At 70.0% G+C, this 21,318-nt stretch carries 19 protein-coding genes; 13 read left to right on the top strand and 6 right to left on the bottom strand.

Going from position 1 to position 21,318, the window contains the following annotated elements:
- Positions 1 to 4 precede the first annotated feature (4 nt).
- Together ABZ342_RS40265 and ABZ342_RS40260 are read right to left on the bottom strand one after the other, a co-directional pair.
- On the bottom strand, positions 5 to 2,563 hold the full coding sequence (locus ABZ342_RS40265) for an ATP-dependent helicase C-terminal domain-containing protein (protein WP_360484813.1): 2,559 nt from the start codon (positions 2,561 to 2,563) through the stop codon (positions 5 to 7).
- Positions 2,560 to 3,390 carry a glutamate ABC transporter substrate-binding protein gene (locus tag ABZ342_RS40260; protein ID WP_155544614.1) on the bottom strand — a complete coding sequence of 277 codons (831 nt, stop codon included), beginning with the start codon at positions 3,388 to 3,390 and terminating at the stop codon, positions 2,560 to 2,562. Before ABZ342_RS40260 ends, ABZ342_RS40265 begins: the two co-directional genes overlap by 4 nt.
- An 88-nt stretch (positions 3,391 to 3,478) precedes the next feature.
- On the opposite strand from ABZ342_RS40260, the gene ABZ342_RS40255 reads away from it, so the two are divergent.
- From ABZ342_RS40255 to ABZ342_RS40230, 6 genes are all read left to right on the top strand, one after another.
- Positions 3,479 to 3,985 carry a MauE/DoxX family redox-associated membrane protein gene (locus ABZ342_RS40255; RefSeq protein ID WP_360484834.1) on the top strand — a complete coding sequence of 169 codons (507 nt, stop codon included), beginning with the start codon at positions 3,479 to 3,481 and terminating at the stop codon, positions 3,983 to 3,985.
- Between the two features lie 72 nt (positions 3,986 to 4,057).
- A complete protein-coding gene (locus ABZ342_RS40250; protein WP_360484809.1) occupies positions 4,058 to 4,795 on the top strand; it encodes a thioredoxin domain-containing protein in 738 nt (245 codons plus the stop codon).
- Between the two features lie 110 nt (positions 4,796 to 4,905).
- Positions 4,906 to 5,244, top strand: a complete 339-nt coding sequence (locus tag ABZ342_RS40245) for a hypothetical protein (protein ID WP_360484806.1) — start codon at positions 4,906 to 4,908, stop codon at positions 5,242 to 5,244.
- A complete protein-coding gene (locus tag ABZ342_RS40240) occupies positions 5,241 to 6,374 on the top strand; it encodes an NlpC/P60 family protein (protein ID WP_360484803.1) in 1,134 nt (377 codons plus the stop codon). Before ABZ342_RS40245 ends, ABZ342_RS40240 begins: the two co-directional genes overlap by 4 nt.
- A gap of 9 nt (positions 6,375 to 6,383) precedes the next feature.
- Positions 6,384 to 6,764, top strand: a complete 381-nt coding sequence (locus ABZ342_RS40235; RefSeq protein WP_360484800.1) for a YbaB/EbfC family DNA-binding protein — start codon at positions 6,384 to 6,386, stop codon at positions 6,762 to 6,764.
- Positions 6,765 to 6,770: 6 nt separating this feature from the next.
- Positions 6,771 to 7,265: a YbaB/EbfC family nucleoid-associated protein gene (locus ABZ342_RS40230; RefSeq protein ID WP_360484797.1), complete on the top strand. Its 495-nt coding sequence runs from the start codon at positions 6,771 to 6,773 to the stop codon at positions 7,263 to 7,265.
- A gap of 739 nt (positions 7,266 to 8,004) precedes the next feature.
- Here ABZ342_RS40230 and ABZ342_RS40225 read toward each other — a convergent pair.
- From ABZ342_RS40225 to ABZ342_RS40215, 3 genes are all read right to left on the bottom strand, one after another.
- The gene (locus ABZ342_RS40225) at positions 8,005 to 9,144 is read right to left on the bottom strand and encodes a 4-hydroxybenzoate 3-monooxygenase (RefSeq protein ID WP_360484794.1); all 1,140 of its coding nucleotides are present in this window, start codon (positions 9,142 to 9,144) and stop codon (positions 8,005 to 8,007) included.
- A gap of 72 nt (positions 9,145 to 9,216) precedes the next feature.
- The gene (locus tag ABZ342_RS40220; protein ID WP_360484791.1) at positions 9,217 to 9,984 is read right to left on the bottom strand and encodes a helix-turn-helix transcriptional regulator; all 768 of its coding nucleotides are present in this window, start codon (positions 9,982 to 9,984) and stop codon (positions 9,217 to 9,219) included.
- 32 nt (positions 9,985 to 10,016) lie between these two features.
- The gene (locus ABZ342_RS40215) at positions 10,017 to 10,508 is read right to left on the bottom strand and encodes a DUF664 domain-containing protein (RefSeq protein ID WP_360484788.1); all 492 of its coding nucleotides are present in this window, start codon (positions 10,506 to 10,508) and stop codon (positions 10,017 to 10,019) included.
- A gap of 154 nt (positions 10,509 to 10,662) precedes the next feature.
- Here ABZ342_RS40215 and ABZ342_RS40210 point away from each other — a divergent pair, with 154 nt between their 5' ends.
- From ABZ342_RS40210 to ABZ342_RS40180, 7 genes are all read left to right on the top strand, one after another.
- Positions 10,663 to 12,489, top strand: coding sequence for a glycoside hydrolase family 3 N-terminal domain-containing protein (locus ABZ342_RS40210; RefSeq protein WP_360484785.1), 1,827 nt, complete (start codon positions 10,663 to 10,665; stop codon positions 12,487 to 12,489).
- Positions 12,490 to 12,521: 32 nt separating this feature from the next.
- A complete protein-coding gene (locus ABZ342_RS40205) occupies positions 12,522 to 13,802 on the top strand; it encodes a ThuA domain-containing protein (RefSeq protein WP_360484782.1) in 1,281 nt (426 codons plus the stop codon).
- Between the two features lie 68 nt (positions 13,803 to 13,870).
- The gene (locus tag ABZ342_RS40200; protein WP_360484779.1) at positions 13,871 to 15,178 is read left to right on the top strand and encodes a family 1 glycosylhydrolase; all 1,308 of its coding nucleotides are present in this window, start codon (positions 13,871 to 13,873) and stop codon (positions 15,176 to 15,178) included.
- 71 nt (positions 15,179 to 15,249) lie between these two features.
- Positions 15,250 to 16,434: a lipid-transfer protein gene (locus tag ABZ342_RS40195; RefSeq protein ID WP_360484776.1), complete on the top strand. Its 1,185-nt coding sequence runs from the start codon at positions 15,250 to 15,252 to the stop codon at positions 16,432 to 16,434.
- An 8-nt stretch (positions 16,435 to 16,442) separates the two neighbouring features.
- Complete coding sequence (locus tag ABZ342_RS40190) at positions 16,443 to 16,874, top strand: SRPBCC family protein (protein ID WP_360484773.1); 432 nt, start codon at positions 16,443 to 16,445, stop codon at positions 16,872 to 16,874.
- The gene (locus ABZ342_RS40185; protein WP_360484770.1) at positions 16,871 to 17,701 is read left to right on the top strand and encodes a MaoC/PaaZ C-terminal domain-containing protein; all 831 of its coding nucleotides are present in this window, start codon (positions 16,871 to 16,873) and stop codon (positions 17,699 to 17,701) included. Before ABZ342_RS40190 ends, ABZ342_RS40185 begins: the two co-directional genes overlap by 4 nt.
- On the top strand, positions 17,701 to 18,537 hold the full coding sequence (locus ABZ342_RS40180; RefSeq protein WP_360484767.1) for an SDR family oxidoreductase: 837 nt from the start codon (positions 17,701 to 17,703) through the stop codon (positions 18,535 to 18,537). The genes ABZ342_RS40185 and ABZ342_RS40180 overlap by 1 nt, the downstream gene beginning before the upstream one ends.
- 281 nt (positions 18,538 to 18,818) lie before the next feature.
- Here ABZ342_RS40180 and ABZ342_RS40175 read toward each other — a convergent pair whose 3' ends face one another.
- The gene (locus tag ABZ342_RS40175; protein WP_155544629.1) at positions 18,819 to 21,302 is read right to left on the bottom strand and encodes a DNA topoisomerase IV subunit A; all 2,484 of its coding nucleotides are present in this window, start codon (positions 21,300 to 21,302) and stop codon (positions 18,819 to 18,821) included.
- Between the last annotated feature and the right edge of the window lie 16 nt (positions 21,303 to 21,318).

Genomic DNA, 21,318 nt, shown 5'->3' with positions numbered 1-21,318 from the left:
TTCGTCAGGGACGTCGGCGGGTGTGCCGGGTCGGGACCGCGGTGGCCGGGTCCTCGGGCCAGGCGTGCTTCGGGTAGCGGCCGCGCAGGTCGGCGCGCACCGCCGGGTAGCCGGTGGTCCAGAAGCTCCCGAGGTCGGCGGTGATGGCCGCCGGGCGGCCGGCGGGGGAGAGCAGGTGCAGCACCACCGGGATGCCGGACACGGTGGGGGTTTCGGTCCAGCCGAAGGTTTCCTGCAGCTTGACGGCGAGCACCGGCTGGTCGGCCTGGTAGTCGACGCGAATGTGCGACCCCGACGGGACTTCGAGCCGGTCCGGGGCGAGCTCGTCCAGCTTGGCCGCTTCCGGCCACGGCAGGAGGGCTTTGAGCGCGGTGCCCGCGTTGATGGTCGCGAGGTCCGCTTTCCGGCGGGCCCCGGACAGGTCGAGCCATCTGTCCACATCGGACAGGAGGGTGGCGTCGTCGACCGCCGGCCACGGCTCGCCGCGGACGCGGTGCAGGAACGCCATCCGCTCGCGGAGCCGGGTCGCGTCCTGGCTCCACTTGAGGAGGCCGAGGCCGTTCTCGCGGAGGCCGGTGACGAGGGCGTCGTGGACGTCCGGGTTCTTGAGCGGCTTCTCGGAGAGGGTGATGGCGCCGAGCTTGCGGACGCGCCGGGCCACGACGTCGCCGTCCCAGGTGACTTCGTCCACTTCGGACACCGGGGCGACTCGGGTGGCGAGCTGCTCGTCGGCGGCCGCGGCGAGGCGGATGGTGCCGTGGACGCGGCCGGGGTCGCGGGTGGCTTCGGCGATGGCCAGCCATTCGGAGTCGAGCCCGCTGCCGGGCGGGAGTTCGGCCGCGGTGCCGCCGGCCATGAGGTAGACGGGCGCGCCTCCGGGACGCCGCCGAGCCAGCCGTTCGGGATGCGCGAGCGCGACGACCAGCGCGGCATCCGCTCGCTTGGCTATGGTGGGTGTAGTGGCTTCAGTCACTGTACGGAGTTCAGTGGCTGAATTATGGTGAGCGACTGGCGGCGGTGCAGCGGATGTACGGGATGCGCGGGATGCAGGGGACGTGCGAGGGGCGGCGTTGGCGGGCTTGGCAAGCTCAACGCTTTCAGTCGCACGACTTCTTTCAGTCACTGAAAACTTGGTCGCCAAGCTCTTGAGGCGCCGGGCTTCGCGCTTCCACCGTCGTGCCGCGTCGTCGCCGGCTGACCGCAGTCTTCGCAACTCCGCGTTCACGTCCGTCAGCGTGGCACCCGCGTCCAGGAGCGCCACCACCTCCGCCGCGTTCCGCGGGCCCACCGCCGCCGCGCCGTCCAGCAATGCCCGCGCCAGGCGTGGGTGCAGCCCCAGCTCCGCCATCCGCCGTCCGCGCGCGGTGACCACGCCGTCCGCCGTCGCTCCCAGTGTCGCCAGCAACGCGCGCCCCGCCGCGAGGGCCCCCTCGCCTGGTGGGTCCCACCAGGCCAGGCCGCTCCCGTCCGGTGTCGACCAGCACGCCAGCTCCAACGCGAGCCGGCCCAGCTCGGCCGTTCTGATCTCCGGCTCCGGGTACGCCGGCAGCAACGCCTGCTCGTGCGCGGCCCAGCAGCGGTACGCCCGCCCGGGCCCCTCGCGACCCGCGCGCCCGGACCGCTGCGTCGCCACCGCCGCCGAGACCCGCACCGTCGCCAGCCCGGGCAGCCCGCGCCGGTGGTCGACCCGCGGGACCCGCGCCAGGCCCGAGTCCACCACCGCGCGCACGCCCGGGACCGTCAGGCTCGACTCGGCCACCGCCGTCGCCAGCACCACGCGACGCCGTGAGCGCGGCCGCAGGGCGTCGTCCTGGTGCGCCGCCGAGAGCCGACCGTGCAGCGGCAGGACGTCCACATCGGACAGTGACAGCATTCCCGACGTCCGCGCGATCTCGCCCGCGCCCGGCAGGAACGCGAGGACGTCACCGTCGCCGGACGACAACGCCGTCCGCACCGCCCGGGCCACGCAAGCCTCGATGCGTTCCCCGCGCGCCGGCGGAACGTAGGAGAAGGAAACCGGGAACGTCGGCGCCGTGGCCGTGATGACCGGGGCGTCGCCCAGGAGCGTCGCGAGGCGCCCGGCGGCCACCGTCGCCGACGTCGCCAGCAGCCGCAGGTCGTCGCGCAGCCCCGCGCGGACGTCGAGCAGCAACGCCAGCAGCAGGTCCGCGTCCAGGTGCCGCTCGTGGCACTCGTCCAGCAGCACCGTCGACACCCCGGGCAGCTCGGGATCGCCCTGCACGCGCCGCACCAGCAGCCCCGACGTCACGACCTCGACCCGCGTCCGCGACGACACCTTCCGGTCACCGCGGACGGCGTATCCCACTGTCTCGCCGACCGGTTCACCCAATAGAGCCGCCATGCGGGAAGCGGCCGCGCGCGCCGCCAAGCGCCGCGGCTCGGCGACGACGACCCGGCCGGACCCCGAAGCGGCCAGCGCCAGCGGGACCAGCGTCGTCTTCCCCGTCCCGGGCGGCGCGACGAGCACCGCGGTGCCGTGCGCGTCCAAGGCCGAAAGAACGTCCGGCAGGACCGCGCGGACCGGCAGATCGGGGAGCTTCACTTCTCGGTGACCTCGGGAGGGGACGGCAGCTGGTACCCGGACGGCCCGATGTTCGCGTTGAGCGAGCGCAGCCATTCGCCGGAGGAGATCATCTTGCGGATCGCGTCGTCGACCGCGCTCACGCCCTGGGTGTCGCCCTTGCGCAGGCCGACGCCGTAGCTCTCCTTCGAGAACGCCTTCCCGACGACCTTCAGCAGCTCGGGGTCGCGCGTGACGTAGCCCGCGAGAATCACCCCATCGGTGGTCATCGCGTCGATCTGGCCGGCCAGCAGCGCGGTCACGCAGTCCGGGTACCGCGGGTACTCGACCAGCTGCACGGCCTGCGCGAACTTGTCCTTCACCTGCTGCGCCGGCGTCGAGCCGGTGACCGAGCACAGCCGGCGCCCGTTGAGCGTCTCCGGGCCGGTGATGTCCGGTGACGTGCGCCGCACCAGCAGGTCCTGCCCGGTGGTGAAGTACGGCCCGGCGAACGACACGAGCTGCTTGCGCTTGTCGGTGATCGAATAGGTGGCGACGACCAGGTCGACCGAGCCGGAGGTGAGGTCCGTCTCACGCGTCGCGGAGGTCGTCTCGCGCCACGTGATGTCCTTCGCGGCCACCCCCAGTTCCGATGCGACGAAAGTCGCGACGTCGACGTCGAACCCGACGAATCGCCCGTCGATCGTGCGCTCGGAAAGCCCCGGCGCGTCGAACCGGATGCCGATGGTCAGGTGATCCGTCGCACTGGCGCGGGTCACCAGCGAGTCGGTCGGGGAGACCTTGCCCGGTCCGCACGCCGTCGCCGTGACCAGCAGCAACACCGAACCGAGGAGCGTGCGCCACCGCATTCCGCCGCTCCCTCCACCACCGCCGTGCCCTCACGAAGTTCTCAGGTCCTCCCGTTAGCCTAAGTGCGTGGTGCGACCGTCCCAACCCGTGCTGGACGCCGTCGGCACGCTCGCCCGGCTCGGGCTGGCTGCCGTCTGGCTCGTTTCCGGTGCGCTCAAGCTGGCGGATCCGGGCCAGACGTTGATCGCCGTGAAGGCGTACGACGTGCTGCCGGACGCACTCGCCAACGTGGTGGCCATCGCGCTGCCGCTCGTCGAACTCGTGCTCGGGCTGTTCCTGCTCGCGGGCCTGGCGACCCGGTGGGTCGGCGGCGCCGCGCTGGTGCTGCTCGTCGTGCTCATCGCCGGGATCGCCCAGTCGTGGGCGCGCGGGCTGAGCATCGACTGCGGGTGCTTCGGCGGCGGCGGGCAGGTGGCGGCGGGACAGACGGAGTACCCGCAGGAGATCCTCCGCGACTCGGGGTTCGCGCTGCTGGCCGTGTGGCTGCTGGCGCGCCCGCGCACGTGGCTGTCGCTGGACGGCTGGCTGGCGCGAGGTCGCGGGAACTCCACCGAGCCCGAGCACGACTACTCGGGTATCGCGGAAGGGAACTGATACACAGTGGGTGGAGCTGAGCGGACCGCTCGGAAGCGTCGTCAGGCCGCACAGGCCGGGGGAGCGAAGGCGGTGGCCCAGGCCAGGGGCGCATCGACCGACAAGCGGAAGTGGATCATCGGGATCGCCGCCGTGGTCGTCGTGGCCGCGCTGGTGATCGGCGGCGTGATCTGGACGATCTCGGACAAGAACAAGACCGAGGGCCAGACGATCGCCGCCGGGGGCACGTCGCTGTCCGGTGACGTCACGCAGAAGCGCGACGGCGTGGTCGTCACCGTCGGCAAGGCGGGTGCGAAGGCCACGATCGACGTGTACGCCGACTTCCTCTGCCCGATCTGCGGCCAGTTCGAGAAGACCTACAAGGCCGGCGTCGAGCAGGCGATCAACGACGGCAAGCTGCAGGTGCGCTACCACATGGTGCCGCTGCTCAACGACCGTTCCGACCCGCCCGGCTACTCCCTCGACTCGGCGAACGCGGCGCTGGCCGCGGCCGACGCCGGCAAGTTCCTCCAGTTCCACGACGCGCTGTTCGCGAACCAGCCCGAGGAGGGCAAGCGCGGCTACGACAAGGCGCAGCTGATCAAGCTCGGCCAGGACGTCGGCATCACCGATCCGGCGTTCTCCCAGACGGTCAACGCCGGCACGTACGACCAGCAGGTCAGCGACGCTTTCCAGCAGATCGAAAAAGATCCGAAGCTGGCGCAGGACTTCGGCAACGGGCAGAGCGGCTTCGGCACGCCGACGGTCACGGCGAACGGCGCGATCGTCAACTGGCAGGACCCGAGCTGGCTCACGACGGTCACCGGCTGAGTCCGGGCAATTCGCCCACTCGGGGACGGACTGTGGACTAGGCTGAATCCCGCAGCAGGGGAACCGGGGGTGGCGCGCGCACGTCGCACTCCCGGTGACAGGGAGGGCCAGTGGACGGTTCGCAGCAGGGGTTTCACGTCGACGACGGCGCGTACGCGCGGTACGCCCGTGAAGTCGATCCGCTCGGCGACGACGTCAAGGGGGCGGCCGAAAAGCACGTCGGCCCGCACGTGACGCTCGGCGGCCACGGCTTCTCCGAGATGGGCGGCGAGTCCGGCTTCTCCGGCGCCTACAGCGGCCGGATGCGCGCGCTGCAGGAGCGGATGCACCGCGTCGGCGGCGGCTGGCGGCAGGTCGGCGACGCCGCCCGGCAGACCGACCGCAACTACGCGGCGGTCGAGGGCGAGCACGGCGACGTCGTCCGGCGCCTCGGGCAGGACCTCTCGTGACCGAGCACCACACCGACCAGCTCGTCCGGCACAGCCTGGACACCACGAACCAGTTCGCGGACAAGCTGCGCCACGACCCGGCCGCGATCGGTGGCGCGCGCGACGCGCACCTCGCGCTGCAGACGTCGGTGGGGCAGACCCGCGACGCCGCCGCCGATCAGCGCGTGAACCTGACCTCCGCCAGCTCCGGCTCCACGACCGACCGCGCCACCGCGACGTCGAAGAGCCTGGAGCAGGAGGTCCAGGACCTCCTCGACGAGAGCGCCGAGATCGAGAAGGCCGTCGCCGAGGCGGCCGAGTCGCTGCACGTCGGCGAGATCAAGAACGACCAGGTCCGCGACCAGATCATCAAGGAGATCTCGGCGTCGATGAAGGCGCTGGCGGCGGTGAAGTCGATCCAGCCGCCCGAGAGCCGGGCGGCCGCGTCGCGCGACATCCTGATGAAGCTGCAGACGAAGATCAGCCAGCTCACCGGCCAGGCCGCGACCTTCAGCGAGCAGACGATCAACCAGCTCACCGACATCGGGACGCGGCTGGGCGGCGGCGAGCAGACGACGTCGGCCAGCAGCGCGCCGTCGACGAAGGTGGGCTCATCCTTCAACAGCAACTCCGGCTACTCGGGCGGCTCCGATGGCGGGGGCGGCGGCGGTGGCGGGGGAGGCGGCGGAGGTGGTGGCGGCGGTGCCGTGCACAAGCCGCGGCTGCCGGTCGCGATCCCGCCGCAGCCCGGCTCCGGCGTCGCGATCAACCTGCCCGGCGGCAAGCAGGTCATGGCGCCCAACGAGACCGCGGCGAAGGCCGTGCGCAACGCGCTTTCGCAGCTCGGCGTGCCGTACGTCTGGGGCGGCACCGCGCGGGGCCAGGGCCTCGACTGCAGCGGGCTGACCATGACGTCGTACCAGGACGTCGGCCTGCAGCTGCCGCGGACGGCCGCGCAGCAGACGGTCGGGGCCGAGGTGCCTTCGATCGACCAGCTGCTGCCCGGCGACCTGGTCGTCTGGTCAGGGCACGTGGCGATGGTGATCGGCGACGGCCAGATGGTCGAGGCCGGCGACCCGGTGCAGATCAGCAAGATCCGCACCACGAACGCGGGACAGTCGTTCATCGGCTTCTACCGCCCGACGGGTTAAGTTCTTCCGGTGGCTGACTTCGACATCGACCTGGCTTCTTCGCGGATCGCGGAGCAGGCGGACCGCGCGGGCGCGGAGGCCGAGGCGCGCTTCTCCCGGACCGGTCCGGTGGTGGGCAAGGCGTCGTTCCCGGACAGCACCATCGAGGTCCAGGTGGCGCCCGGTGGGTTGCTGACCGGGCTCACCATCCACCGGTCGGCGCTGCGGCACGGGTCGGCGGTCATCGCCGACCAGATCCTCGAGCTGGCCCAGCGCGCGACCCGCCGCGCGGGCGACAAGATGTACCACGCGCTGGCGCCGGTGGTGGACGCGTCGCAGCTGGAAGTCCTGGGTTATGAACCGATTCCGGACGACGACCCGGACGCCGACACCTACTCGTACGGAAGGTGAGCGCCGGTGATCTCGACGCGTGACCTGATCTCCCAGGCCCGGGCCCGGGAAGAGGCGATGTCCAAAGTGGACGAGCTGCTCGCGTCCGCCACCGGTACCGCCCACGACCTCGACGGTCAGGTGGAGGCAACGGTCGACGGACGCGGCAAGCTGCTGCGGCTGTGGCTGGCGCCGTCGGCGGTGAACCTGGGCGAGAGCCTCGGGCCGCTGGTCGTGGAGATCACCCAGGCGGCCATGCGCGAGGCGACCCAGGACGGCTACAACAAGGTCGCTTTGCTGCTGGGCGAAGACATGACGTACATGATCGAGCAGATGACCGGGATGCCGGCGCCCGCGCGAGCCGAGGACGACGACCCGGGCATGACGGTCGAGGAGTTCCAGCGGCTGCGCGCGGAGCGGCTCGGTTCGTCGCCGCCGGAACCTCCCGCACCGCCGAGTTCCGAGGACGAAGACGCCTACTGGGACTCCTTCGACCCGGCTTCGCTGCGCTCGGACCGCTAGGGCCCGTCCTCATAGCTGGTGCGGGTGATTTGCTTTGATCTTGGGCTGCGGCGCGCACGCATGAGTGGGCGCTGGTCACGCACCGGCACCCTGTCCGCGCTGGTGGCGCAGGTTCGGGTGACCGCCGAGACGATCGACGAACTCGACCGGGGGGTCTCGGTGGATTCCAGCATCGTGCGCGCGCATCAGCACGCCGCCGCCCGCCGCACGACCGGGTCCCACACAGGGGGAAAGCACACCCGGGCGGCGGACACAGCGAGCCAGATGATCATGCCATCGGCCGCTCCCGCGGCGGACCCACCACCAAGATCCATCTCGCCTGCGACGGCCGCGGACGGCCGCTGTCGATCGTGTTGACCGGTGGCAATGTCAACGACTGCAGCATGTCACGCAGGTCATGGCAGGAATCGAGTTTCGCCGGTCAGGCCCAGGTCGTCCGCCGAACCCGCCGAGCAGGGTTCTGGCGGACAGGGGCTACTCCAGCCGCGCTATCCGGTGCTACCTGCGCCGACGGCACGTCCCAGCGACCATTCCCGAACGACGGGACCAGCAGGCCAACCGGCTACGCCGGGGCCGGTGGTCGCCCACCGGCCTTCGACAGCGCCGCCGACAAACGCCGCACCATCGTCGAACGCTGCTTCAACCGACTCAAACAGTTCCGTGCCATCGCCCTCCGCTTTGACAAGACCGCGACGTCCTACCGGAGCACGATCGACCCGGCTTTGCTGCGCTCGGACCGCTAGTTCACCCCGGCCATGAACTCGCCGAACAGGCGGCTCGCGGCGGGTGAGGTGAACTGGCGCTCCAGTTCCGCGCGGGCGATCCGCTTGCGGAACTCCCCGGCGTGGGAAGGGTCCCCGGCGTCGTGCATGACGTCGGTGATCCACGACGCGAAGGCCTGGTAGTTCCAGACGTGGCTCAGACACGTCTCCGAATACGCGTCGAGCAGGCTCGGGTCGTCCTCCTTCACGTGCCGGAGGACGCCGCGCGCGAAGACCTCGGCGTCGAAGAGGGCGAGGTGGATTCCTTTGGCGCTCATGGGCGGGACGATGTGCGCCGCGTCCCCGAGCAGGAACAGCCGGCCGTGGTGCATCGGGCTGTGGACGACGTTCCGCAGGGGCACCAGCCGCTTGTCGGCGATCCGGCCGGGCGTGACCGGCCGGCCGAACCGGGCGGCCAGTTCGCTCCAGACGCGCTCGTCCGGCCACTGCGCGAGGTCGTCGTCGAGTGCGCACTGGAGGTAGACGCGGCTGGCGTGCGGGCCGCGGGGGATCATCCCCGCCAGGCCGCGGGAATGGATCGCCATGCCGGACGGCTTCGCGGGCACTTCGGCCAGGACGCTCAGCCAGGCGTATGCGTACTCACGCGAGTACCGGGTGAGGACGCCGTCGGGGATCGTCGTCCGGCTGACCCCGCGGTCGCCGTCGCAGCCGGCGATGAAGTCGGCGGTGACGACGTGGTCCGCGTACCGCACGACAGGGTGTTCGAGGTTCTCCAGGGTGACGTCGTCGGCTTCGAACCGGAGGTCGCCGCCGGCGCGCAGGAAGACGTCCGTGAGGTTCCGGACGAGGACCTGCTGGGGCAGGAAGACGCTGTCGCTGTCGTCGTCGAGTTCGATGGGCAGCTCCTCGCCGTCGAGGAAGAAGCCACCCTCCAGGTCGGTCGGGGCGTCGCTCACCAGGACCTCTTCGAGCCCCCACTCGCGGAACATGCGCACGCCGCGGCTGTCGATGGTCCCGGCCCGTTGCCGCTGCTCGACGTACGCGCGGCTGTGCTTCTCCAGGACGACGCAGTCGATTCCGTTGCGCAGCAGGATGTTCCCGAGGGTGAGCCCGGCGACCCCGGCCCCGATGACGACGACGGTGGTGTGTTCGGTCATGGCTCCACAATGGACCTGGAAAGCAGCGCCACCAACCGGTGAAGCGACACCGGATACCGGAAACCCGCCAAGTCAGCGCGGGTCCAGCCCGGCCTGGTACCGGCCCGGCGTCTGGCCGACGACGTCGGTGAAGGCGTCGATGAAGCTCGACGGGTTGGACCACCCGCACGCCATCGCCGTGTCGAGGACCGACCGGCCCTCGGTCAGGTGGACCAGGGCGTGGTGGACGCGCAGGATGGTGCGCCAGCGCAGGAAACCCATGCCGAGCTCGGCTTGGAACAGGCGGCTGAGGGTGCGTTCGCTCGCCCCGGCGGTCCGGCCGAGCTCGCTCAGCGTCTCGGGCCGCGCGGGGTCGGCGTGGAGGAGGCCGGTGACGGCGCGCAGCCGGTCGTCGCGCGGTTCGGGCAGGTGCAGGGACTGCTCGGGCGGCCCGGCGAGCTCGTCGACGACGACCGCGCGCAGCCGCCGGTGGGCGCCGGGGCGGCTCTCCCGCGGGCCGGTCAGCGCCAGGAGGGCCTCGCGCAGGAGCGGGCTCACCGCGAACACGCCGGGGTGCGCCACGAGCTCACCGCACGACTCGGCCGGGATGACGACGAGCCGGAAGTCGGTCCGGCCGTAGCAGCGGTGCGAGTGGTCGAACCCCGGCGGCGTCCAGGTGACCCGGTTGGCCGGCGCGACCCAGGTCCCGAGCGCGGTGGTCGTGGCGAACCCGCCGGCGGCCGCGTACACGAGCTGGCCGTCGGCGTGGCGGTGGGTGCCGAGGTGGAAGCCGGGCGGCAGCCAGCCCTTCCCTTCCGGCGTCTCCCCGGGAGGAAGGGTGAAGTGGCGGGTTTCCGGCATCACCCGCCAGCCTACCGGAGAACCGACGGCGGTTACGCCAGCTGGGCGGTGGAGTTCGCGCCGTCCAGGGACTCCCGGATGACGTCCGCGTGGCCCGCGTGCTGGGCCGTCTCGTGGATCAGGTGCAGGACGATCCGCCTCGCCGACCAGAACTGGGGTTCCGGCGGTGACCACGGTGTCGTCGGCAGCTGCACCGAAACGTCCAGCGAGGGCAACGAACGCACGTACGCATCCGTCTCCGCAGCCGCCGCGGCGTAGGCCGACAGCCAGTGCGCGAGGGTCTCGCTCATCGAGTACTGCGCCGTGTCCAGCATGCCGCCCGGGAGGGCGCCGTCCGTGGACTTCAGGACCTGGAGCCACATGCGCTCGCCCGTCGCGAGGTGGCGGACCAACCCGCCCAGGGTCAGCTCGCTGGCCGTCGTGCGCTTCGCCGCGTCGGCGTCCGAAATGTCCCGGACCGGGATCAGCAAGCGCTTCCGCACTTCGGCCAGCAGGCCCAGCAGGTCTTCGTGTTCGCGAGTCATGAGGACACCGTAGAACCGAACTAGGCCAGAACCTGACCGGAAGCCGCAATCCCGCTGAGCGGCACCCGAGTTCGGTCAGAGGTCTGGACCAACGCCGAAAACCTGTGTCTTAATTCAAGGCGTGAATTTCGGTCTCTCGACGAGGAGGACCCGGATGGGTCTCGGACGCAGACTGGGCATCGGCGCGCTGGCACTGGGATTGCTGGTGGCGTCGGAAACCCCGGCCCTCGCCGGGAACACCCCGGCGTACAAGGATTCCTGGCGCCCGGTGAAGGTGCGGGTCGCCGACCTGATGTCCCGGATGAGCCTCGACGACAAGCTCGGCCAGATGATGCAGGCCGAACGTCTCGGCGTGAAGTCGCCGGCCGACGTCACCACCGGCCGGCTCGGTTCGCTGCTCTCCGGCGGCAGCTCGCAGCCGACGCCCAACACGCCCGTCACCTGGGCCGACATGTACGACGGCTTCCAGAAGGCCGCCCTCGCCACGCCGCTCGGCATCCCGCTGATCTACGGCGTCGACGCGGTCCACGGCCACAACGGCCTCTACGGCGCCACCGTCTTCCCGCACAACATCGGCCTCGGCGCGACGCGGGATCCGAACCTCGTGCAACGCATCGGCCGCGCCACCGCGGAAGAGGTCTCCGGCACCGGCATCGACTGGGACTTCGCGCCCTGCCTGTGCGTCGCCCGCAACGACCGCTGGGGCCGCACCTACGAGTCCTTCGGCGAGGTCCCGCAGCTGGCCACCGAGATGACGTCGATCATCACCGGCCTGCAAGGGAAAGAGCTGAACCGGCCGGGTTCGGTCATGGCCACCGCCAAGCACTACGTCGGTGACGGCGGCACCACCGGCGGCGTCAACGAGGGCAACACCGAGATCAGCGAGCAGGAGCTGCGGCAGATCCACCTGCCGCCGTTCAAGGCCGCGATCCAGCGCGGGGTCGGCTCGGTGATGATCTCCTACAGCAGCTGGAACAGCGTGAAGCTGCACGCCAACTCCTACCTGGTCAACGACGTCCTCAAGAAGGAGCTCGGCTTCAAGGGCATCGTCGTCTCGGACTACAACGGCGTCGACAAGATCGACGGCAAGACCGGGTTCACCCCCGAAGAGGTCGAGGCGTCGATCAACGCGGGCATCGACATGGTGATGGTGCCCTACGAGTGGCAGAAGTTCATCGACACGCTGCGCACGCTGGTGCAAGAGGGCCGCGTGCCGATGTCGCGGATCGACGACGCGAACAAGCGCATCCTGACCAAGAAGTTCGAACTCGGTCTCTTCGAGCACCCGCTGACCGATCGCCGGTTCCTGACCACGATCGGCAGCGAGCAGCACCGCGACCTCGCGCGCCAGGCGGTCCGCGAATCCCAGGTGCTGCTGAAGAACGACAACCACGTGCTGCCGCTTTCGAAGCGGGACAAGATCTTCGTGGCCGGCAAGAACGCGGACGACATCGGCAACCAGTCCGGGGGCTGGACCGTCGGCTGGCAGGGCACCAGCGGCCCGGTCATCCCCGGCACCACGATCCTGCAGGGCATCACGAGCAACTCGAAGAAGGTCACCTACGCCAAGGACGGCACCGGGATCGACAAGAGCTACGACGTCGCCGTCGCGGTCGTGGGGGAGACGCCGTACGCGGAGGGCAAGGGTGACCGTCCACAAGGGATGGGACTCGACGCTGCCGACCTCGCCACGCTGCAGAAGCTGAAGGACTCCGGTGTGCCGACGGTGGTCGTCCTGGTATCCGGGCGCCCGCTCGACATCGCGGCGCAGCTGCCGGACTGGGCCGGGCTGGTCGAGTCGTGGCTGCCGGGCAGCGAAGGCCAGGGCGTCGCCGACGTCCTCTTCGGCGCCTACAACCCGACCGGCAAGCTGCCCGTGACCTGGATGCGCAGCGCCGACCAGCAGCCGATCAACGCCGGCGACGGCAAGCCCGCGCTGTTCCCCTTCGGCTACGGCCTGCACTACCCGCGCCACTGGTGACCGTTTCCCCGCCCCCACCGGAAGGAACACGCATGTCGTCAAGATCCCGCCGCCCCCTGATCCGGATATTGGCCTTCTTCGCCGCCTGCCTGGGCTTGAGCCTGGGCGCCCCGGCCGTGCAGGCCGCGACGCCGTTCAAGGTGCTCGCGTTCTACAGCGGCACCTACGACGCCGCGCACATCAGCTTCGAGAAGGAGGCCAACGTCTGGTTCCCGCAGCAGGCGGGCGCCAACGGCTTCACCTACACCTCGACGACCGACTGGAACCAGCTGACGAGCATCACGCCCAGCCAGTACCAGGTCGTCATGTTCCTCGACGACCAGCCGCAGTCGCAGGCGCAGTTCCAGGGCTTCCAGCGGTACATGCAGGCGGGTGGCGCGTTCTACGGCTTCCACGTCACGGCCTACAACGACAGCTCGACGCCGTCGTACGCCAACTGGTTCCACAACGACTTCCTCGGCACCGGCCGCTTCACGTCGAACACGTGGGGCCCGACGCCGGAGACGCTGAAGATCGAGAACCGCACGCACCCGTCGACGGTGAACCTGCCGGCGACGATCAAGTCCTCGACGTCCGAGTGGTACGCCTGGCAGAACGACCTGCGCCAGAACAGCAACATCACCATCCTGGCGGCGATGGACCAGTCCACGTTCCCGATCGGCACCGACCCGAGCCAGACCTGGAACAGCGGGTACTACCCGATTTCGTGGACCAACAAGAACTACAAGATGATCTACTCGAACTTCGGTCACAACGCGATGAACTACCAGACGAACACCGCGCTGTCCTCGACGTTCGAGAGCGCCGACCAGAACCGCTTCCTGCTCGACGGCCTGAAGTGGCTCGGTGGCGGCGGCACGACCACCCCGCCGCCGGACGGCTCGATCGACCCGTCGGCCTGGTACGCCGTGGCGAACAAGGCCTCCGGCAAGTGCGTCGACGCGCGGGCCGCGGGCAGCACCAACGGCACCGTGATCCAGCAGTACACCTGCAACGCGACCACGGCCCAGCAGTACCAGTTCGCCCCGACCAGCGGCGGCTTCGACCGGATCAACAACCGCACGAACCCGGCCGAGGTCATCGACGTCACGAACGTGGCGACGACGGACAACGCCGGCCTGCAGCTGTGGTCCTACAGCGGTGGGAACAACCAGCAGTGGCAGCCCGTGTCGGAGGGCGGCGGGTACTACCACCTGGTCGTCCGCCACACCGGCAAGTGCCTGACCGTGCCGGGTGCTTCCACCGCGGACAGCGTCCAGCTGGTCCAGTCGACCTGTGACGGCAGCGCCGCTCAATCGTTCAAGGTCGCCTAGCGGGATGCGCCACGGCACCCCCTCGGCTAATGTGAATGACCTTCACGTTGGCTGAGGAGGGTGCCGTGGTGCGCGGAAAGCCAGTGATCCTCGTGGTCGTGGCCCTGCTGGCGGGAATGCTCGCCGGTGTGTCCCCGGCCGTGGCCACGACGCCGTTCTTCTGGGGCGTCGCCACCTCCGGCTACCAGGCGGAAGGCTCCGCGCCCGACAGCAACTGGCGCCGCTACGAGCAGGCGAAGACGTCGTCGATCAAGGAGCCCTACCTCCAGTCCGTCGACTTCCGGCACCACTACGCCGAGGACATCGACCGCGCGAAGCAGCTCGGCGTGAACGTGTTCCGCTTCAGCGTCGAGTGGGCCCGGATCGAGCCGCGCCCCGGCCAGGTCGACCAGGCCGAGCTGGCGTACTACGACGACGTCGTGCGGCACGTCGCCGCCGCCGGGATGCGGCCGATGATCACCCTCGACCACTGGGTCTACCCGGGCTGGGTCGCCGACCAGGGCGGCTGGGACAGCGACCGCACCGTCGACGCCTGGCTCGCCAACGCTCGCCGCGTCGTCGATCGCTACAAGGGCCTCGGCGCGATCTGGATCACGATCAACGAGCCGACCGTCTACCTGCAGAACGAGACGGCCAACGGCGGCCTCGCCGGGTGGAAGCTGCCGTGGGCGCAGGCGCGGCTGGTGAAGGTGCACCGGGCGGCCTACGACCTGATCCACTCTTTGGACCCCGGTGCGCTCGTCTCGAGCAACACCGCCTACATCCCCGCCGCGCAAGGCATCCTGGACGCGTCGTTCCTCGACCAGGTGCGCGACAAGCTCGACTTCGCCGGCCTCGACTACTACTACGGCGCGAGCCTCGACAACCTCAGTGCCATCCACGCGGCGAGCGGCGAGTTCTGGAAGGTGACGCCGCAGCCGGACGGCATCTACTACGCATTGCGTTACTACGCGCGGAAGTTCCCCGGCTTGCCGCTGTACGTCGTCGAGAACGGGATGCCGACCGACAACGGCAACGCGCGTCCCGACGGCTACACGCGTTCGGATCACCTGCGCGACCACATCTACTGGGTGCAGCGCGCGAAGGCCGACGGCATGAACGTCATCGGCTACAACTACTGGAGCCTCACCGACAACTACGAGTGGGGCAGCTACCAGCCGCGGTTCGGGCTGTACACAGTGGACGCCCGCTCGGACGCCACGCTGACGCGCCGGCCGACCGACGCCGTCGCGGCGTACCGGCAGCTGATCGCGGGCCATGGCGTCCCGGCCGGCTACACGCCGGTGCGGCCGCCGGGCTTCTGCTCGGTCGTCGACGGGCTCGGCAGCTGTCTCGACCCGGCCCGCTACCCGGGTCCGGTCGCTCCGCTGGGCTGATTTTCCACCACTGACCTGCGGGTCAGTGGTCCGCTCTTGATAAATACATGCCGGTCTGTATGTTTGTTGCCATGACGAACAGGGTGTACGTCGTCGGCGTCGGGATGACGAAGTTCGAGAAGCCCGGGCGGCGCGAAGGCTGGGACTACCCGCAGATGGCGCGCGAGTCCGGGACCCAGGCGCTGGAGGACGCCGGGCTCGGCTACGACGCCGTGCGGCAGGCCTACGTCGGGTACGTCTACGGCGAGTCGACCTCCGGGCAGCGCGCCGTCTACGAGCTGGGGATGACCGGGATCCCGGTGGTCAACGTCAACAACAACTGCTCCACCGGCTCGACCGCGCTGTACCTGGCCGCGGAGGCGATCCGCGGCGGCCGCGCGGACTGCGTGCTGGCGCTGGGGTTCGAGAAGATGAAGCCCGGCTCGCTCGGCTCGACGTTCGACGACCGCGAACAGCCCATGGGCAACCACCTGCAGGCGCTCGCCGAGATCTCGGAGGTGCTGTTCCCGCCCGCGCCGTGGATGTTCGGCGCCGCCGGCCGCGAGCACATGAAGCAGTACGGGACGACCGCCGAGCACTTCGCGAAGATCGGCGAGAAGAACCACCGGCACTCGGTGAACAACCCGTACGCGCAGTTCCAGGACGTCTACTCCCTCGACGACATCCTGGCGTCGCGGATGATCTACGACCCGCTGACCAAGCTGCAGTGCTCGCCGACGTCGGACGGCTCGGGTGCGGCGATCCTCGCGAGCGAGGCCTTCGTGGAGACGAACGGCCTGGCCGAGCGGGCCGTCGAGATCGTCGGCCAGGCCATGACCACCGACTTTCGCAGCACCTTCGACGGCAGCGCCAAGAACATCGTCGGCTACGACATGACGCGGCAGGCTGCGCTGCAGGTGTACGAGCAAGCCGGGCTCGGGCCCGCCGACTTCCAGGTCGTCGAGCTGCACGACTGCTTCTCCGCCAACGAACTCCTGACGTACGAAGCGCTCGGGCTCTGCGAAGAAGGCGAAGGCGGTTCGCTCGTCGACGCCGGCGACACGACGTACGGCGGCCGGTGGGTCGTGAACCCGTCCGGCGGGCTCATTTCGAAGGGGCACCCGCTCGGCGCGACCGGGCTCGCCCAGTGCGCCGAACTCACCTGGCAGCTGCGCGGTGACGCGGACGCGCGCCAGGTGCCGGGAGTCCAAGCCGCGTTGCAGCACAACATCGGACTCGGTGGCGCCGCCGTCGTCACCGCCTACCAGCGAGCTTAGGAGAAACCGTGGGCCGGATCAGCGCGTCCGTCGACCTGCCCGCCGCACCCGGCAAGGTGTGGGCGGAGTTTTCGAACCCCCTTAACTTCGAGAAGTGGCTGACCATCCACACCAAGTGGAAGGGTGACGTCCCCGACGAGTTCTCGCAGGGCTCGCAGGTGTCCGAAGTGGTCACCATGCTGGGCATGGCGAACACGATCACCTGGACCGTCGACTCCTACGAAGCGCCTTCGCAGCTGGTCATCTCGGGTACCGGGATGGCCGGGGTGAAGATCAAGTTCTCGCTGTCGGTGGCGGCGGCCGGTGCGGGGTCGGCCGCCACCATCGACGCCGAGTTCACCGGCCAGATGATCGTCGGCGCGCTCGGCAAGGCCGTCGAGAAGGACGGCAAGAAGAACCTCGACGAGTCGCTCGAAAAGCTCAAGGCACTGGTCGCATGAAGTTCGATCCCGCCGGCCTGGACAAGTGGACCGAGCCGGTGTCGTTCGACGTCACGCGCGAGCGGCTCGCCGAGTACGCGGCGGCGACCAACGACCCGATCCCGGCCCACCGCGCCGGCGACGTCGCGAGCCCGGTGTTCGCGATCGTGCCGGTGTTCCAGTCGCTGCTCGAACCGGCCCTGGAGGTGGTGCCGACGTCGCTGTTCGGCCGGGTTCTCCACGGTGAGCAGGACTTCCGGTTCCACCGTCCGATCCGGCCGGGTGATTCTTTGGTGTCGCGGGCCAAGATGACCGGCTTCGAAGGACTGCCGAAGGGCACCCGGGCGACGGTCTACCTCGAGTGCCGCACTGCTTCCGGGGACCTGGTGAACGAGCAGTACGTGACGTTCTTCGTGCGCGGCTTCGACACCGGCGCGAAGGAGGGTTCGCTGGGCCCTTCGCACCGGTTCGACGAGTCTTTGCGTGCTCGGGCTCCGGTGGCGAAGGTGAGCCAGCACATCGACGACGACCAGACGTTCCGCTACGGCCCGGCCGCCGGTGACCCGATGCCGATCCACCTCGACGAGGAGGTCGCCCGGGCGGCGGGGTTGCCGGGAATCATCGCGCACGGGCTCTGCACGATGGCGTTCACGTCGTGGGCCGTGCTGACCGAGGTCGCCGGGTCCTCTGTGGACAGACTGCGCCGGCTGGCCGTGCGGTTCGCGTCGCCGGTGCTGCCCGGGCAGGACCTGTCGACGTCGATCTGGGCGGCGGGTCCTTCTTCGTACGCCTTCGAAACCACGGTAGGAGACACACTCGTGCTCAAAGACGGACTCGCGGAGCTGTGATGGGTGCACTCGAGGGGCGCGTCGCGCTGGTCACCGGCGCGGGCCGCGGGATCGGGCGGGAGCACGCGCTGCTGTTCGCCCGCGAGGGCGCTTCGGTGGTCGTCAACGACGTCGAGCCGGACCCCGCGGTGGTCTCGGAGATCCGCGCGTTCGGTGGTTCGGCCGTGGCGAACACGTCGGACGTGGCGTCTTGGGCGGGAGCGGCGGAGCTGGTGGACCAGGCGGTCTCCGAGTTCGGCCGGCTGGACGTGGTGGTGAACAACGCGGGCATCCTGCGCGACGCGTTCGTCGCGAGCATGACGGAAGAGCAGTGGGACGAGGTGATCGCGGTCCACCTCAAGGGCCACGCGGCGGTCCTGCACCACGCGGCGGCGTACTGGAAGTCGGCGTCGAAGGCGGGTTCCCAGCCGTCGGCGTCGGTGATCAACACGGCCTCGGCGTCCGGCGTGACGTTGCCGAACGCGGGGCAGGCGAACTACGGCGCGGCGAAGGCGGGCATCGCGGCAATGACGCTGGTGGCGGCGGCCGAGCTGGAGCGTTACGGGGTGCGCGTCAACGCGATCGCCCCCATCGCCCGCACGCGCCTGACGCTGGCGACCCCGGGAATGGGGGCGATTTTCGCCTTGCCTGTGGAGGAAGGCGAGTTCGACGCGTTCTCCCCGGCGAACATCTCCCCGCTGGTGGCTTACCTGGCCTCGGAGAAGTGCACGCTGACGGGCAAGGTGTTCGCGGTCCAGGGCGGCGCGATCTCGGAACTGGCCGGCTGGCACGACGTGAAGCTGATCGAGACCGAAGGCCCATGGGAGATCGACGACATCGCGGCGAGGCTGCCGTAGTGCCGGCGTGGTGTGGCCGGACGGTCCGTGGTGGGGCGTGGCGCTGACCGGCCTCGGCGCGGGCGGGTTTTTCGGCGCGGTCATGGGTCCCGTGCTGGCGAGCGCGGAACGGGCGATGTGGCAGGCCTGCGGGGAAGACCTGACTTGGCCGGAGTTCAGGGCCGCCGCCAAGGCGAGCCGCTCGGGCCGGGTACGAGCGCGTCCGGCTGCGGAAGGCCTTGCTGCGCTTGCGCGCGGAGCGGTGAAGGCGGAGTCGTCCGGGGACGACTCCGCCGCCGGCGTCAGTCTCGTTCGATGAGGTGACCCACCACGTCCGGGCCGGGGTGGGCGTGACCCGATCCGTCTCGGCGGACGTCGATCTCCGGCAACTCCACCGGATCCCCGTTCCGGGCCGCACCTGCCGGACGCGGGCCGATCCACGCGACGCGAAGCGCCGTCTCGCCCTTCAGGAACCGCTGCGCTCGGACTCCGCCCGTCGCCCGGCCCTTGGCCGGGTACTCGCTGAACGGCGTCACCTTGACGCTTTGGCCGGACGACGTGATCACCAGGGGCTCGCCGTGCTCGTCGTCGTCCGTGCGGATCGCTCCGAAGAACACCACTGTTCCCGCGCCCACGTTCATGCCCGCCATGCCGCCGCCCTTCAGGCCCTGGGGGCGGACCAGCGAAGCCGCGTACTTCAGCAGGGACGCCTCCGACGACACGAACGCCAACGTCTCCGAGCCGTCCGTCAGCCACGTCGCGCCGACCACCTCGTCGCCGTCCTTCAGCGAGATCACTTCGAACTCGTCCGAACGGACCGGCCACTCCGGCGAGCAGATCTTCACCACGCCGGCCTTCGTGCCCAGTGCCAGGCCCGGCGAACCCGCCGCCTGCTCGCCCAGCGGGGCGATCCCGACGACCGTCTCGCCCTTGTCGAGCGGGACCAGTTCGCGAGCCGCCATGCCGCCGCGCAACGACACCGTGCCCGCCTGCTCCGGCAGGACCGGCAACGGCAGCACGTCCGTCTTGAACGCCCGGCCGCGGCTGGTCACCAGCAGGATCTGGCCGCGCGCGGTCGTGTGGACCACTGCCGCGACGGCGTCGTGCTTCACGCGGCCGTTGCGACGGCGCGTCTCCGTCGACTCCTCGGACTCCGCCGCCGTGCGCGCGACCAGGCCGGTCGCCGAGAGGATCACCTGGCACGGGTCGTCGGTGACCTCCAGCGGACCGGACGGCTTCGACGCGGCCAGGACCTCCTTCAGGTCACCGTCGATCAGCGACGTGCGGCGCTCGGTCGGGAAGTCCTTCGCGATCTTCGCCAGCTCCGCCGAGACCAGCTTCTTCAGCACCGACTCGTCGTCGAGGATCTTCGACAGCTCGGCGATCTCTTCGCGCAGCCGATCCTGCTCCGACTCCAGCTCGAGGCGGTCGTACTTGGTCAGCCGGCGCAGCGGGGTGTCGAGGATGTACGTCGCCTGGATCTCCGAGAGCTTGAAGCGCGTCATCAAGCCGTCCTTGGCGGCCTGCGCGTTGTCGCTCTCGCGGATGAGCTTGATCACCTTGTCGATGTTCAGCAGGGCGATCAGCAGGCCGTCGACCAGGTGCAGCCGCTCTTCGCGCTTGCGGCGCCGGTACTTCGTGCGCCGCGTGACGACCTCGTAGCGGTGCCGGAGGAAGACCTCCAGCAGCTCCTTCAGCCCCAGTGTCTGCGGCTGGCCGTCGACGAGCACCAGGTTGTTGATGCCGAACGACTGCTCCAGCGGCGTGAGCCGGTACAGGTCGGCCAGCAGGGCCTGCGGGTTGACGCCGACCTTGCACTCGATGACCAGCCGCGTGCCGTTCTCGCGGTCGGTGAGGTCCTTGACGTCGGCGATGCCGGTGAGCCGCTTGGACTTGTTGACCTCGTCGGTGATCTTCTCGATCACCTTCTCCGGCCCGACGCCGTAGGGCAGCTCGGTGACGGTGATCGCCTGCCGCCCGCGGCTGCCTTCGAGGGGCCCGGTCTCGCAGTTCGCGCGCATCCGGACCACGCCGCGGCCGGTCTCGTACGCACGTCGGACCTCGTCGAGGCCCAGCAGGCTGCCGCCGGTCGGGAGGTCGGGGCCGGGGACGAACTCCATCAGCTTGTCGAGCGTGGCGGAGGGATGCGTGATCAGCCACCGCGCCGCCGCGACGACCTCGCCGAGGTTGTGCGGGATCATGTTGGTCGCCATCCCGACCGCGATCCCGGACGTGCCGTTGACCAGCAGGTTCGGGAACGCCGCGGGCAGCACGGACGGTTCTTCGAGCGAACCGTCGTAGTTCGGCCGGAAGTCGACGGTGTCCTCGCCGAGCTCGCCGACCAGCTGCATCGCCTCGGGCGACATGCGGGCCTCGGTGTACCGCGAGGCGGCCGGGCCGTCGTCGGGCGAGCCGAAGTTGCCGTGGCCGTCGATGAGCGGGACGTTCAGCGAGAAGTCCTGGGCCAGCCGCACCATCGCGTCGTAGATCGCGACGTCACCGTGCGGGTGGTACTTGCCCATGACGTCGCCGACCACGCGCGACGACTTCACGTACGCGTGCGTCGGGCGGTAGCCGTTCTCGTTCATCGAGTACAGGATCCGCCGGTGCACCGGCTTCAGCCCGTCCCGCGCGTCCGGCAGGGCGCGCGAGTGGATGACCGAGTACGCGTATTCCAGGTAGCTGTCTTCGATCTCGGTCTTCAGCGAGTTGTCGAAGACGTTCGCCCCGGCGGAGTCGAACGCGCTGGGATCGACCTTGGTGGTGGTGCCCTTGCGGCGTGCCACGGCAGAACTCCTTGGT

The sequence above is a fragment of the Amycolatopsis sp. NPDC005961 genome (assembly GCF_040629235.1).
GTDB lineage: Bacteria > Actinomycetota > Actinomycetes > Mycobacteriales > Pseudonocardiaceae > Amycolatopsis > Amycolatopsis camponoti.
This window is presented reverse-complemented; position numbering and strand designations above follow the sequence as displayed.